Raw genomic sequence first — 15,090 nt, 5'->3', positions numbered from 1 at the left:
TGTCCTCAGGACATGATTAATCCGCCGTCGACGTTGATGGTCTGTCCGGTGATGTATCGCGCATCATCGGACGCTAAAAAGGCCACCAGCCCGGCGACATCCTGCGGCTGCCCTGCCCGCTTCAACGGAATATTTTGCACCCACTCCGCCATCAGTTCGCCCTTGCCGTAGGTTTTCTGTTCGGTGCTGAGAATTTCGCCCCACACCCGATCGTTATAATCCCACATCTCGCTTTCGATAATGCCCGGACAGAAGGCGTTAACGGTGATGTTCCACGGTGCCAGCTCCTGCGACAGGCTCTGGGTAATGCCAATCACGCCCATTTTACTGGCGGCATAATGCGGCGTGTAGATAAACCCCTGACGTCCCTGGCCTGACGAGGTGTTGATCAGGCTGCCCGACTGCTGTTTGACCATATATTTTGCCGCTTCACGGCAGCACAGCCAGACGCCGGTGGTGTTCACCGCCAGAATCTTATCAAAGTCAGACTTCGGCATTTTGTCGAAGGTATCGATGGTGATCACCCCCGCGTTCTGAATCGAGACGTCGATGGAGCCAAAGCGGGATGCCGCTTCCTGATACAGATGCTGCACCTGCTGTTCATCGGTGACGTCCACCTGCAACGCGAGGATCTCACTGCCGTGCGCCGCCTTAATCTTTTCGGCGGTTTCGAACACCCGCTCCGCGTTTGAAACCATCACCAGACGGGCGCCGTCGCTGGCGAAACGCTCGGCGATGCCCGCCCCAATACCCCGACAGGCGCCGGTGATCACCACGGTTTTGCCCGCAAAATTACGCTTCATGCTGTTCTCCTTGATGGGTTTGGCCAGCAGGCTGCCAGAGCGTGCGCTGTACCGCCTCACGCCAGCCTTGCCAACTGGTGTTAAGTTGCTGATAGCGGGCGGCGTCAGGCAGCCAGCAATCGTGTTCAGGTAACAGCGCGATCAGCTGGCTGTCGTTAAGCTGTTCCAGCGCGCGCCTTGCCAGCAGTCCCGCGCCCAGCGCCGACAGTTCTGGCGTACTGCTGCGCGCCACCGGGCAACCCAGCAGATCGGCCTGGAACTGCATCAGCCACGGGTTTTGCGTCGGGCCGCCGTCAACCATCAGCGTCTCAAGATGGAAGCCGGGATGCTGACGCATAGCGGTGATCACGTCGGCAATCTGGTACGCAATGGCTTCCAGCGAAGCGCGGATCAGATGGGCAGGCGTCACGCCACGACTGAGGCCGCAAATCACCCCGCGCGCCTGATCGTCCCACCAGGGCGCGCCGGTGCCGGTCAGCGCCGGCACGAAATAAACGCCCAGCGTTGAGTCGATGCTGGCAGGCAGTTCATGCAGCGCCCGGCTGAGGACCTGTCCTTTGCCGTCGGTCAGCCCGGTGGCCTGTGCCATCCAGGCCACGCCGTCGCCGGTGTGCGGAATATTGCCTTCCAGCCCGTACACCAGACGTTCGCCATCGTGCCAGGCGACGGTGGTCGCCAGCTGAGTAATACTGGTGTCCGGCGTCAGCAACGGCGCCATCACCGAAGAACCGGTGCCGTAGGTCGCTTTTACGCCGCCCGCCTGCCCCAGCCCGTGCCCATAGAGCGCGGCATGGGAATCGCCGACCATCGCCATAATCGGCAGACCATCGGGAATTCCGCTCAGGCCACGGGTGGTGCCAAACAGTCCGCTGGACGGATGAATTTCGGGTAAGGCCACGCGCGGCAGGCCAAACAGCGCCAGCATCGCCTCATCCCACTCGCCGGTTTGCAGATTCAGCAGCTGGGTGCGTGCCGCGTTGGAGGTATCGCAGCGGAACTGCTTGCCACCGGTAAAATGCCACAGCAGCCAGGCATCGATAGTGCCGAGGCAGAGCTCACCGTTAGCCGCCCTTTCCGCGCCATCTGCGGTGTTATCCAGCAGCCAGCGCATTTTTGAGGCGGAAAACAGCGGCGCAATCGGCAGGCCGGTCACCGAGCGGATCAACGCGTCCTGATGATCGCCTCTGAGCTGCTCGCAAAATGGCGAAGAGCGGGAACACTGCCAGGTTATTGCCGGCGCGATCGGTTTCCCGGTCGCCCGCTCCCAGCCCATCGCCGTTTCACGTTGGTTACTGATTGCCAGCGCCGCGACGCGGTTTTCGCCAACGCTGTGGATAACCTCGCTGACCACGGTCAGAGAGGCGTTCAGCAGCATCATGCCGTCCTGCTCCACCCAGCCTGAGCGTGGCGTGTCCACCGTCAGCGGGCGCGAGGCTTTGGTCACCACCTGTCCACGGGCATCAATGGCGACCGCTTTAACATTGCTGGTGCCTTCATCCAGCGCAATGATCAGCTCTCTAGCCATGACTGACCTCAGAGAGCGGCGCGGCCGCCTGCTTTTTTTCGTGACGACGCATCAGAACCACTTTGCTTTGCAGGCGTTGCTGGAACTGGTCGATAACCACTGCGGTGACAATCACCAGGCCTTTAATCACCATTTGCCAGAAGTCGCTGACGCCCATCATCACCATGCCATCGGCGAGGAAGACGATCACGAACGCGCCGATAATTGAGCCCGACACGCGACCGCGACCGCCCGCCAGCGCGGTTCCACCCAGTACCGTGGCCCCGATAGCGTCCATTTCAAACATGTTGCCGGTCATCGGGTGCGCCGTTTGCAGCTGCGAGGCGACAATCAATCCCACCAGCGCCGCACACATCCCCGAGAAGGCGTAAACAAACACTTTCACTTTGATGATTGGCACACCGGCCAACCGGGCCGCCGACTCGTTACCGCCGCTGGCGTAGATATAGCGCCCCAACGGCGTTTTACGGGTGATATACAGTCCGACCAGCAGCAGGCCAACCATCATCCAGATCGGGATATAGACGCCCAAAATGCTGCCCGAGCCGAGAATGGCGAAGCCGGTATTGCCCAGCTGCGGCAAGCCCACCAGGTTGGCGTAGGTGCTGCCATCGTTCCATAACAGCGCGGCACCGCGCGCGACATACATCATGCCCAGCGTACAGATAAACGGTGCCACACCGAGCCGGGTGATCACCGCGCCATTGATCAGCCCAACCACGATGCCGAACAGGGTGACTACCAGGATCACTTCCGGCACGTTGAGGAACAGCGTTTGTCCGCCCCACAGCGGCAGGCCGTTGGTCAGCAGCGCACCGGCCACCATGCCGCAAATCCCGGCCACCGCGCCGACGGACAGGTCGATACCGCCGGTGAGGATCACCAGCGTCATGCCGATTGCCAGCAGACCGGTGATCGCCACGTGCTGGGTCATGATCAGCAGGTTAGACGGAGTCAAAAAGTTCGGCACCATCACGCTGAAAAAGCCAATGACGATCAGCAACGCGATAAACGTACGGGCCTTCAGCAGATACATATAGAGCAAATATTTCTGGTTCATGGTCTTGTTCCTCAACGCCCGGGGGGCACGCTAATCATGTGGAGTGGACGCCGTGATAAGCCGCTCGCGGGTGGCTTCAGCCCGGGGTAAATCGGCGGTGATTTTTCCATCGGCCATCACCAGGATCCGGTCGGCCAACGCCATGACCTCATCCAGCTCTGAGGAGGAAAACATCACTGCCAGTCCCTGCCGGGCCATTGACCCAATCAGGTGATAAACGTCAGTTTTGGCGCCGACATCAATGCCACGCGTCGGCTCATCCAGCAGCACCACTTCCGGGCCGGTCATTAACGCTTTGCCGAGCACCACCTTTTGCTGATTGCCGCCGCTAAGCGAGGTGATCGGCAGTTCGACATCGCTGACCTTGATCGCCAGCCGTTCAATCATCTCGTTGACCCGCTGCGCTTCTTTCTGCGGATGCAGCAGGTTCAGCGCACGGCGGAAGCCTTTCAGGCTCAGATCGCTCAGGGTCATATTGGTCTTGATCGACATCAGCTCGATCACCCCTTCGCCTTTACGATCTTCCGGCACCAGCGCAATGCCCTTCTTCAGGCGGTACTGGAAATTGCGCTTGTCGAGGCATTCGCCGTTCAGCGTGACGCTGCCGCTCTGGCAGGACATCAGGCCAATCAGACCTTTAAACAGCTCGGTACGCCCGGCCCCCAACAGGCCATAAATGCCGACCACTTCGCCTTTGCGCAGCGAGAAGCTGACGTCGTTAAGCTTGTAGCCGCCGTTCTGCGCCAGCGCGGTTAAGCCATTGACGTTGAGTACCGCATCGCCCTGCTCGGCGGCCTGATAATCAAAGTGCTTTTTCTTGTCGCCGACCATCTGTTCGATGATCCACGGCACGCTGGCATCGCGGACTTCACGCTCGCTGATAAAACGGCCGTCGCGGAAAATGGTGATGTGATCGCCAATTTCCATCAGCTCTTCCAGCCGGTGCGAGATATAGATGATGGTGACGCCACGGCGCTTCAGCGCCTCAATGACGTTAAACAGCACCTTCACTTCCGACTGGCTGAGGGCGGAGGTCGGCTCGTCCATGATCAGCACGCGGGTGTCTTTCGACAGCGCCCGGGCGATCTCGACCAGCTGCTGATGACCAATGCCCAGTTCGTTCAACGGCGCATAGGGATCGACATCCAGCTCCAGCCTTTCCAGCAGCGCCTTCGCCAGCTGGTACTGGTATTTCTCGTTGATCACCCCACGCTGGAAGAATTCGTTGCCGATAAAAATGTTGTCCATCACGTTCATATTCGGGAACAGGTTCAGCTCCTGAAAAATGATGCTGATACCGTGTTTCTCGGCCTGCTGCGTGGTGTGTAAGGTCACCGGCTCGCCATCCAGCAGGATCTGCCCGGAGGACGGCACTTCCACGCCCGCCAGCATTTTCATCATGGTGGATTTGCCCGCGCCGTTTTCGCCAATCAGCACGTTGACCTTGTTGCGATACACGCGATAGTCCACCGAATCCAGCGCGGTGACGCCCGGATAAATGCGGGAAACATTGCGGGTTTCGATAATCACGTCCGACTGCTGGCTGGCCGGCGTCAGGACATCCGCTTCAGTGTGCGCCATGATTTACTCCTGTTGACGGACAACGCGGGCCGGAGTGATATCCGGTGCGGATTGCGGCACGTCCCAGCTGCTGAACACGCCATCGACTTCCACCCGATCGCCCACTTTCGGCTGAAGTTTTTTCACTTCATTCGAGGCCAGGGTGTTGATCGCCCGGCCGTAATCACCAAACAGCACCTGATCGTTGAAGTCCTGATAGCTGGAACCTTTGTAGACATCGCGCAGGGCGGTGCCCCGAATTATCGGGCCAATCTGCACCACCACGTCCTGGCCGCTGACGTCTTTTACCGTCATCTTGCCGCTGCGTGAGGTGGTATTCACCGCCGACACTGTGCCGTTAATCTTCACGGTGAAGACGCACGGATTCTCTTCCTGGCTACGGTAGCCAAACTGCTTACAGGCGCTGTCGATGTCCTTCGCGGCGGCCAGATCTTTCATTACCTCGCCCAGCGGTTTGGCATCGTTAAGCACCTGCGGCACGATCTTCTGCTGATAGGTATTGGTGACGTTCGCCATGGCCGGATTGGGTGGGTTTTTCAGGTCGGCTAATTCCTGTTGCGACACAATGCGGCAACCGCCAAGGGTTAACGCCGCGACTGCCAGCCAGACTCGCCTGGACATAAATTCTCTCCTTTGCGCCCCGTAAGGGGCGCAGCAGTATCACCACAACCACGACTCAGGATTTGTAATTGAAGTCCTGAACCTTCGAGGCATTGTCCGGGTTGATCAGAATGCCGCGGAACATCACACGCTGTTTCTCAGGCTTGGTGCCTTTCTGGATAAAGTTATCGAGATCGGTCACACCCTGTGCGGCGATGGCCTGAGCCTGCAGCATCACGGTGGCTTTCAGCGTGCCGGCTTTCACCGCGTCACGTTCATCATTGCTGCCATCAATACCGACCACGATCACATCGTTACGGCCTGCGGCTTTCAGCGCGGCAATCGCCCCCAACGCCACCGGGCCATTACCACAGATCACCCCTTTCACGTCCGGATGCGCCTGCAGAATACTGTCCATGATGCGCTTGCCGTCGATCAGGGTGCCTTTCGCATCCTGGCGGGCGACGCTTTTCATGTCGGTGTACTGGTCGAGTACCTGGTGGAAGGATTTGGAGCGGGTCACGCAGTTATTGTCGGCGAGGTTACAGGTCAGTTCGGCATAGCTGCCCTTTTCACCCATTTTCTCGACGAAGACGTTGGCGACGTCAGAGCCGGCCTGGAAGTTGTTGTGGGTAATCTGCTCCAGCGCGACGTTATCGACCGGGATTTCGCGGTTAATCAGCACCACCGGAATGCCGGCATCCTTGGCTTTCTGAATGGCGGCGACGCTGGCGGTGGAGTCGGCGTTATCGAGGATAATGCCCTGCACTTTTTTACCGATCGCGGCATCGATCAGCTCGCTTTGTTTCTTCACATCTTCGCCGTGAGACAGGACCGACGTTTTATAGCCTAATTCCTGCGCCTTCATATTGGCCCCTTTCGCTTCTGAGGCGTAATAAGGGTTATCCAGCGAGTTCACCATTATCATAATGGTGCCTTTATCGGCTGCCAGCGCCGCGTGGGAGAAAGTGCAGGCGGTGGCAACGGCTAATACAGTTAAACGCATGTTCATAGAGATGTTCTCTCATTATTGTAGGGTCAGCGTGTAGGGTATTGCGTTCGGACTCGCTTCTCTGGTCTGGGCGAAGTACTACCAAATGGTAAAGCCGCCATCGATCATCAGATCGGCGCCGGTAATCATGTCGCTACCGTTGCTGGCAAAGAACAGCACGGCGGCGGCAATCTCGTCGGTGTAGGCGAAGCGTCCCATTGGGATTAATTGCTTCATTGCCTCACCTTTTTCTCCCCGCCAGGCTTTTTCGCCCATAGGTGTCAGCACCACGGTCGGAGAGAGGGTATTCACGTTAATTTTGTGTGGCGCAAACTCCTTGGCCATCACCTTGGTCATGCCCAGTAATCCGGCCTTGGCCGAGGTGTAAGCCACATGGTTATCGATGGCGATGGAGGCGGCCTGCGAGGCGATATTAATAATTTTTCCGCCCCTGCCGGCTTTCACCATGCGTTTTGCCACCGCCTGCGAGCAGAGGAACGGCCCGGTCAGGTTAACGGCGACCTGCTTTTGCCACTCGTCAAACGCGGTTTCCAGCACCGGCTGCAACATCACATAACCGGCACAGTTGACCAGAATGTCGATATGGCCGTAATGCGCATCCACGTCTGAGATGGCCTGTTCCACTGAGGCCGGGTCAGTCACATCGCACTGCACAAACTGCACGCGGCTGGCGTCAAACTGGCTGGCCACGTCGCTCACTTTGCTCTGTTCAAATGCCGGGTAAAGCAGCGCCAGGCTGGCGCCTTTTTCCAGCAGCATTTTATTGCTGGCCATGGCGATGCCGCCCAGCCCGCCGGTGACCACCGCGACCTTGCCGGTCAGATCCATGTTGGTATCCACGCCATAGCGCAGATTGACATCATATTCATTGCTCATCAGTGGGTCCTCAGGCGGCGGCGACAACGTGTTGTAAGGTGGTGCGCAGACCTTCCGCATCGATGCGGAACTGGCTGCGCAGTGCAGCGCGACTGCTGCTGTGGGTAAATTCGTAAGCCGGGATCCCCAACGGGGTAAACCGCTGGCGCAGCGCGTGCTTATGCAGAATTTCACCGATAATGCTGCCCAGACCGCCGCTCAGCGAATGCTCTTCCATGGTGATCACCTGCTGGTGCGCGCTGATCAGTTTCACCACCGCAGCTTCATCCAGCGGCCACAGCGAAGGCAGGGAAACGATGGTGATGCTGTCGTCTTTTGCCGCCAGCGCTTCATGGGCCAGCGTGCCCATACAGAACACCACCGTCTCTTTGCCTTCCTGCAGCACTTCCGGCTTGCCGGGAACGAACTGGTAATCGTCGCCATGCAGCACCGGCACTTTGTCACTGTCCATACGGATATAGACCGGACCGGTATGCTGAATGGCGTAACGTGCAATGGCGCTGGCCTGCACGGCATCGGCCGGGGCAAACACCTGCAGGTTGCCGAAGGTGCGGGCAATGGCGATGTCATTGGTACAGTGGTGAGTGGCACCCAGCGGCCCGTAGGCGAAGCCGGCGTTCAGGCCAAGCATTTTGACGTTGGTTTCGGTGTAGCAAATATCGTTTTTGACCTGCTCATTAGAGCGGGCAAACAGGAACGGTGCGGCGTTGGCGGTAAACACCGTGCGGCCGCTCAGTGCCATTCCCGCCGCCATGCCGACCATGTTCTGCTCGGCGATGCCGACGTTAATCACCCGATCGGGAAAGGCCTTTTCAAATGGCGCAATTTTGGAGGTTGAGGTGGAGTCAGCAACCATCACGCTGAGGTTCGCCCCGTTCTGTTGTTCATCCACCAGCGTGGCGATGATCGCGTCGCGTAAGTCTTGCATTAGTCTTCCTCCAGCTCTGCCAGCCCAAGGGCCAGCTGCTCATCATTAGGGACCGAGTGGTGCCAGGCCGGGACGTTCGCCATAAAGGAGATGCCGTGGCCTTTCTCGGTATTGGCGAGGATCACCCGGGGTTTGCCGGTCGACGGCTGATTCACCGCATTGGCAATGGCTTCAGGATCGTGACCGTCGCACTCCAGCACCTCGAAACCGAACGCCAGCCATTTATCTGCCAGCGGTTCCAGCGGCATGATGTCTTCGGTTTTGCCCGCCAGCTGCAGGCGGTTACGGTCCACAATGGCCACCAGGTTATCGAGCTTGAATTTGCTGGCGGACATCGCCGCTTCCCAGTTCGAGCCTTCCGCCAGTTCACCGTCGCCAAGCAGCACAAACGCCCGACGATGGCCCATGCCGGACAGCTTGTTGCCCAGCGCCAGGCCGACGCCGATCGGCAAGCCGTGCCCGAGGCCGCCGGAGTTAATCTCAACCAGATCCGGCAGCTTTTGCCTGACCGGATGGCCTGCCAGCAGCGTGTCGTCGCCCATAAACTGGTCGAGGATCGCCGGGTCGATCAGCCCCATCGCCGCCGCGCTGCAATACAGCCCGCCTGCGCCGTGGCCTTTCGATAAAATAAAACGATCCTGATCGGGACGCTCAGCACCGCGATCCATCACCCCCATAAACAGCGTACAGATGATGTCTACCTCTGAGAGGTCGGCGCCGGTATGCCCTTTTCCCGCCCGATGATTCATTTGCAGGACATAACGTCGGGCCTGACGCGCTGTCTGTTTGATTGCCTGAAAGTCCATCATTACCTCTTCGTCTGTAACGCCGCTGACCGGATAGCGAAGTGGCAGTCCTGCGGCTCATTCGTTTTCGAATAAAAATATACGCTATCGTTTCTAAGCATATTGTGGGGTGGATCAAATTTCAAACAAAAGCCGATCGAAAGATTAAGTCCTTGATCTACCAGTTTAATCCCCATTATTCAGAATAAGAGTAAGGACAAAAATGCTAAAAATATGTTTAAAATCAAGGCTGTTGCCGTGCATAGACTTTCGAACGAAAACGAAAAGGAAAAAATACCAGACTCGCATTCAATCGAATGCAGAGGTAATATTTGCGCTAATGGCCGTTTGGCGCGGGTTTTCGCCCGTTCAGCAGGTGAAGGGAGAGTTTCGGTTGAAAAGCAAAAGCGAACAATTAGCCGACATGCAGCAACGGCGGGAAAAAATCCTTGAGATGATCCGGGAAGACGGCACGGTGACGGTGAAGATGCTGACGGAGGCCTTTGGCCTGACGGAAGCCACCATCCGTACCGATCTCCGCGTGTTGCAGAAAGAGGGACATGTCCAGCGTTATCATGGCGGTGCCACGCTGATGACCGGTAAGCAGAATACCGGCGCGCTGATGCTGGAGAGGCAAACCCATCTTGATGAGAAGGATGCTATCGGCCGGCTGGCGGCGGAGCATATCGAAAATGGCGATACGGTGATTTTCGACTCCGGTACCACCACCACCGCTATCGCCCATCATCTGGGGCACATCAACAAGCTGTCGGTGGTCACCACCGCAGTCAATATCGCGCTGATGCTGGGCGGTGAGCCCGGCGTCAATATTCTGCTGACCGGCGGCACCTTTAAGTTCCCGACTCTTTCCACCTCCGGCGAGAAAGCGGCCAGCTTCTTTGAGAACGTACTGGCCGAGAAGCTGTTTCTGGCGACCGCCTGCATTTCACCCAAGCTGGGGCTGAGCTTCCCGAGCGAAACCGATATCAAAGTCAAAAGCGCGATGATCCGCTCGGCCAGCACGGTGTATGTGGTGGCCGACTCCAGCAAGATCGACAAAGTGTCGATGTTTGCCCTGCCCTGTGACTGGAGCAATATTCAGTACCTCATCACCGACAGCGGCATCAGCGCCGAGTCGACAGAGGCGTTTGAAGCGCTGGGCGTCAGGGTATTGATTGCCCGGGGATAGCCTCACTGGCGTAAAACCGGCAGGATAAAAAAAGGCGTCCTGCCTGTGCCGTGAGCACGAAGTTGGACGCCTTTATCCAAAGCACTCGCGCAACCGTCAACGGTCAAACAAATGCATTGTTGTGTATCCCTGTTTTTGCAAAGCCTGTGCCAGATCATCAACCCTCTGATTCCTCTGATAAAGGCCAGAAAGCGTCAGGTCAACTGGCGCCAGTTGCCGAATCACGCCGGCGATTTTGCCCTGCCATGATGCACAAATCGCACTCCCGCTGTGCATTTCCTGACCAGCCCGATTGCGCGGCTTTTTTTAGCACTGTCCGCTTGCCGCCAACCGGCTTCTGATTGGATTAAGCACCTTCAGAGCCGCCTACTGAAACTCGCTGGCTTTTAACTGAAAAAAGCGCGTTGGCATAAAAAAATCAGCCTGGGCAAAACATTAGCCACATTGATACGTTAAGCCCTGAAGCCGTTAACAGATGATGCCCGCTCTGAGCGCCGCTATTCATGCGGTCTGGCGACAGTTTATCGATCCTAATCAAATTGACTTCTTGTCACCTTTCAGGCAAAGATTGTCACCTCTGAGACCGCTGATAACATGTAAAGTGGCGGCCTGCAATTGTTCCCATTCTCAAAAGCGTCAGGTAAACTGACAACGAATTTATCTTTCTGTAAACCTGACTCTTTTTTTCTTGTTACCGACAGTTTACCTGAGCGGACGATGACAATGATTGTGGGGTTTTGCCTGTGGACTATAAGACTCACTGATGAAATGCATGAGGACCAATGTGAAAATAAGCATCGCGTTTACCCTGTTGGCAGTGCTGTCCCTGTCCGGATGCAAGGCTCCTCCTCCGCCGATAACGGATGACACCATCGTAACCAGCGAAGTGGATGGCGTGAAGTTCACCCATCGTCACGCGGTGCAGGCACCGACGTCGTTTACCCCCGTCAATGAGACCTACCGCGCGTTGTATAATGCGTCGGTGATGACCAGCCCGGATTTCAGCGGCAAGAACGTCCGCTATCTTGAAAATGGCAAACCTTTCACCGTACTGGGTGAAGTGGAAAATCACTGGCTGGCTATCGCCGATCCCGATCAGGAACAGCTGATTGGTTACGTGCCGTTCAAAGCCGGCGTGAAAACCGACCTGTATGACGCCACGATCAAAAGCGATCGTCCCCGCCCACGTAAAAACGCCAAAAAAGTGTGCGTCGATGTGGGTGGCCAAAGTAAAGCCTGCCGCAACAACGCGACGGCCACCTGGATCCTGGAATAATCGCGTTCTGCGCCACGGACGGCCAGAAATCACTCTTCGATCCGACGACCCAAAGCGCCCGCCTTGCTGGCGCCACACAGCCGAGACAGTAAAAGCCTGATGACCCCGGAATACCCCGCTGACGCGCTTCCTTACGTCAGCCCAGAAAACCCGTTGCTGGCCGCAGCGGCACCGTTGCTGAATGCAATTGTGCAGATCCGCCTGGCAGCCACGCATGACGACCCTGCCGGCCTGCGTCAGCAACTGGTCGATGAGATCCGCCTGTTTGAAACCCGATGTAAACAAGCCGGCCTGCCTTTTGACATGATCATTGGTGCCCGCTACTGCCTGTGCAGCGTGCTGGACGAAGCCGCGGCGCAAACCCCGTGGGGCACGCGCGGCGTCTGGTCGGGCAACGGTCTGCTGGTCACCTTCCATAATGAAAGTTGGGGTGGCGAAAAAGTCTTCCAGCTGCTTTCCCGCGTCTCGCAAAATCCCAAATTGCATCTGCCGCTGCTTGAGGTGATCCACTACTGTCTGCTGTTGGGCTATGAAGGCCGTTACCGTGGCATCGACCAGGGTAAGCTGCAGCGTGATGCGTTGCGCACCCGCCTGGCCCAGTTGATTAGCGATACCCGCGTGCAGCAGCAACCGCTGGTCGAACCCCAACCGTTATCGCCCGCCAGCCAGAACACCTTCTGGCGACCGCCGGTGCCGTTGTGGGCATGCGTTATGCTGACCGCCTTTGTGGCCTGCCTGATTTATTCCGGCCTTAACTGGCGTCTGGGGAATTCGGCGGAGCCGCTGCTGCGTGCCATCTGGCAAACGCCGCTGCCCAAGGCCGAACCGGTCAGACGCTCAAACTCGACGCAGGCGATGCTGGATTTGCGCACGCGGCTGGACGATCTGATTGTTGACCGCACGCTGGATGTTGCCGACGGCGCCAATGGCAGCAAGGTGATTATTGCGGCCGACAAGCTGTTTAACCGCGGCGGCAGTGATTTAACCCCTGCGGGCCGGGCGATCATGGTGCGCGTCGCCGCCGCCATGGACAACATTAAAGGCACGCTGCAGGTCAGCGTCTATACCGATAACCAACCGCAGCGTACCGCCCGCTTCCCGTCTAATTATGAATATTCGCTGGCCCAGGCCCATACGCTGACCTCGCTATTGCAGCAGCTGATGATCCAACCTGGCCATATGATCCGCGGTGAAGGCCGCGGTGACAGCAACCCACTGCTGCCGAACGACAGCCAGGAAAACCGGGCGCAAAACCGCCGGGTGGAAATCCTGCTTTTCCCGGCGCCTGAAGTTCAGAGCAGCAGCAAACCCGCGGGGAAATCCTGATGTCTTCTCGCCTTTATTCCCTGATTTTTAGCCGCCTGCTGTGGGGCTTTTTCGGCATCAGCGCGCTGTCGGCGGTGATCTGGATGCTTGGCCCTCAGCTGTTAATCGGCGGCAGCCACTGGCTGGAGCCGGTCATTAACCGCCAGCTGGCCATTTGCCTGTGCTTCTTCCTGTGGATTATCTTCCAGCTGATCCCCCAGCTGTATCGCGCCTGGTTTAACTCGCGCTTGCTGAATAACCTGCAGCACAATGACAACGTCGATTATGCCGACCGGGCGATGACCGAAGAGTTGCTCAGCACCCGCTTCAGTGAAGCGGCCATGCGGCTGAAGAAAACCCAGTTTAGCGGGCGGGATCGCAAGAAAAAGCCGCGCGGCTGGCTGCAGCGCGTTAATTCCCAGTATTTGTACCAGCTGCCCTGGTACATGATTGTCGGCGCGCCTGGCGCGGGTAAAACCACGGCGCTGGTGAATTCGGGTCTTGAATTCCCGCTCAGCGACAGCTTTGGTAAAACCGCGCTGCGCGGCGTTGGCGGCACCCGTCATTGCGACTGGTGGTTTACCGAAGACGCGGTGCTGCTGGATACCGCCGGGCGTTATACCCTGCAGGAAAGCCAGCGCGCGAAGGATGCCAGCGAGTGGCAGACCTTTATCACCCTGCTGAAGCGCTACCGCACGCGCCAGCCGATCAACGGGGTGATCATGACCGTCAGCGTCGCCGATCTGCTTAGCGACTCGGCGGAAGCGCGCTTTAATCAGGCGACGGCGCTGCGCCAGCGTATGTCCGAACTGCATCAGCAAACCGGTATCCACTTCCCGGTGTATGTGATGGTGACTAAAACGGACCTGCTGAAAGGCTTTATGAGCTATTTCGCGTCGCTGGATAAAGCGCAGCGCGATCGCATCTGGGGCTTCAGCTTCCCGTGGGAAAATAACCGCCAGAGCGAATCGGCTATCAACCAGCTGTTCGACCGCCAGTTCCGCCTGCTGACCCAACAGCTGCAGGACGATTTGGCCGGCAATATGGCGCGGGAAAGTGACCTGACGCTGCGGGCCGAGTGCTTCCTGTTCCCGCAGGAGTTTGCTTCTTTACGGCCACTGCTGGCGGAATACCTCGATATTGTCTTCTCACCGGAAAATGGCGAGATGCCGTGGTCCGTGCGCGGGGTGTTCTTTACCAGCGGCACCCAGGAAGGGCTGCCGTTTGACCGCATTATGGGTGAGTTGAACAGAAAGCTGCAGCTGCCGCAGGCGTCAGGCCACTCCATTGCCAGCTGGGATTCGGTTAACCGCCATGCGCCAATCCCCGCGAACAAAGGCCAGAGCTATTTTATCCGCTCGCTGATGGATGACATGATTTTTGCCGAAAGCGGGCTGGCAGGCAGCGATCGCTCCTGGGAGCACCGCAACCGGCTGCTGCACTGGGCCGGCTATGCCTCGCTGGCACTGGCGCTGATGATTGCCACCATGCTCTGGACCACCAGCTATTATAAAAATCAGCAGTATCTGCACCAGGTGGAAAGCCGGATGATCGCGGTCGACCAGCAGGCGAAACGGCTGGCAGCCAATAACTCCGGGGATATCCTGGATCTGCTACCCTTCTTAAACAGCCTGGTGGCGTTGCCGCAAAGTGAGAGTTTCTCGGTTGAAGCGCCCCCGCTCAGCATGCGCGGTGGATTATATCGCGGTGGCCAGGTGAGCGATGCGGCCTGGGGCTTCTATCAGAACGCGTTGAAATCCCTGCTGCTGCCGCGCGTGGCGCAAAACATCACCCAGACCCTGCGACAGGACAAGGGCGATGACAGTGAATTCAGCCGGAATGCGTTGCGTGCGTATCAGATGCTGTATCAGCCCCGCAGCTATGACGGCGAATTCTTACGCGGCTGGGTGATGCAGAATCTTCAGCGCACTCTGCCGGCGAACGTCACGACCCGCCAGCTTCAGCAACTGGACTGGCATCTGAGCCAGCTGCTGGACCGGCAGATCCAGAGTTCTCCCTTTATCCGGGACAATACGCTGATGATGAGAAAGTTAGCGCTGGATTTGGAAAATGCAGGACGACAGCCTGAAACAGGCACGGTAATTATTCCTGCGGCTGAACGTGTGGCAGCGAACGTTCACTGAATAAGG

General features: G+C 57.8%; 13 protein-coding genes. 4 read left to right on the top strand and 9 right to left on the bottom strand.

The genetic code is table 11. The features are described from left to right. Positions 1–5 precede the first annotated feature (5 nt). From EBC_RS11075 to EBC_RS11035, 9 genes are all read right to left on the bottom strand, one after another. Positions 6–803, bottom strand: coding sequence for a glucose 1-dehydrogenase (locus EBC_RS11075; protein WP_013201875.1), 798 nt, complete (start codon positions 801–803; stop codon positions 6–8). Further along, entirely contained in the window at positions 793–2,328 is a 1,536-nt protein-coding gene (locus EBC_RS11070) for an FGGY family carbohydrate kinase (RefSeq protein WP_013201874.1), read from the bottom strand. The genes EBC_RS11075 and EBC_RS11070 overlap by 11 nt, the downstream gene beginning before the upstream one ends. Beyond that, the gene (locus tag EBC_RS11065; protein ID WP_013201873.1) at positions 2,321–3,388 is read right to left on the bottom strand and encodes an ABC transporter permease; all 1,068 of its coding nucleotides are present in this window, start codon (positions 3,386–3,388) and stop codon (positions 2,321–2,323) included. The genes EBC_RS11070 and EBC_RS11065 overlap by 8 nt, the downstream gene beginning before the upstream one ends. A gap of 30 nt (positions 3,389–3,418) precedes the next feature. Next, positions 3,419–4,969, bottom strand: a complete 1,551-nt coding sequence (locus tag EBC_RS11060) for a sugar ABC transporter ATP-binding protein (protein ID WP_013201872.1) — start codon at positions 4,967–4,969, stop codon at positions 3,419–3,421. A 3-nt stretch (positions 4,970–4,972) separates the two neighbouring features. Continuing rightward, on the bottom strand, positions 4,973–5,590 hold the full coding sequence (locus EBC_RS11055) for a DUF2291 family protein (RefSeq protein ID WP_013201871.1): 618 nt from the start codon (positions 5,588–5,590) through the stop codon (positions 4,973–4,975). A gap of 55 nt (positions 5,591–5,645) precedes the next feature. After that, a complete protein-coding gene (locus EBC_RS11050) occupies positions 5,646–6,581 on the bottom strand; it encodes a D-ribose ABC transporter substrate-binding protein (protein ID WP_041691990.1) in 936 nt (311 codons plus the stop codon). 78 nt (positions 6,582–6,659) lie between these two features. Then, positions 6,660–7,457 carry a GolD/DthD family dehydrogenase gene (locus tag EBC_RS11045; RefSeq protein WP_013201869.1) on the bottom strand — a complete coding sequence of 266 codons (798 nt, stop codon included), beginning with the start codon at positions 7,455–7,457 and terminating at the stop codon, positions 6,660–6,662. Between the two features lie 10 nt (positions 7,458–7,467). Further along, positions 7,468–8,385: a transketolase family protein gene (locus EBC_RS11040; RefSeq protein ID WP_013201868.1), complete on the bottom strand. Its 918-nt coding sequence runs from the start codon at positions 8,383–8,385 to the stop codon at positions 7,468–7,470. Continuing rightward, positions 8,385–9,191, bottom strand: coding sequence for a transketolase (locus EBC_RS11035; RefSeq protein WP_041692280.1), 807 nt, complete (start codon positions 9,189–9,191; stop codon positions 8,385–8,387). The genes EBC_RS11040 and EBC_RS11035 overlap by 1 nt, the downstream gene beginning before the upstream one ends. 373 nt (positions 9,192–9,564) lie before the next feature. Between EBC_RS11035 and EBC_RS11030 the strand changes: the two genes are divergently transcribed. From EBC_RS11030 to tssM, 4 genes are all read left to right on the top strand, one after another. Next, positions 9,565–10,359, top strand: a complete 795-nt coding sequence (locus EBC_RS11030) for a DeoR/GlpR family DNA-binding transcription regulator (RefSeq protein ID WP_041691989.1) — start codon at positions 9,565–9,567, stop codon at positions 10,357–10,359. A 763-nt stretch (positions 10,360–11,122) separates the two neighbouring features. Next, positions 11,123–11,635, top strand: coding sequence for an SH3 domain-containing protein (locus EBC_RS11020; RefSeq protein WP_013201865.1), 513 nt, complete (start codon positions 11,123–11,125; stop codon positions 11,633–11,635). A gap of 99 nt (positions 11,636–11,734) precedes the next feature. Next, positions 11,735–12,961, top strand: a complete 1,227-nt coding sequence (icmH, locus tag EBC_RS11015; protein ID WP_013201864.1) for a type IVB secretion system protein IcmH/DotU — start codon at positions 11,735–11,737, stop codon at positions 12,959–12,961. Next, on the top strand, positions 12,961–15,084 hold the full coding sequence (tssM, locus tag EBC_RS11010; RefSeq protein WP_013201863.1) for a type VI secretion system membrane subunit TssM: 2,124 nt from the start codon (positions 12,961–12,963) through the stop codon (positions 15,082–15,084). The genes icmH and tssM overlap by 1 nt, the downstream gene beginning before the upstream one ends. Positions 15,085–15,090 lie beyond the last annotated feature (6 nt).

This window comes from Erwinia billingiae Eb661 (assembly GCF_000196615.1).
Taxonomy (GTDB): Bacteria; Pseudomonadota; Gammaproteobacteria; order Enterobacterales; family Enterobacteriaceae; genus Erwinia; species Erwinia billingiae.
Note: the sequence above shows the minus strand (reverse complement) of the source record. Positions and strands in the feature narration are given on the sequence as shown.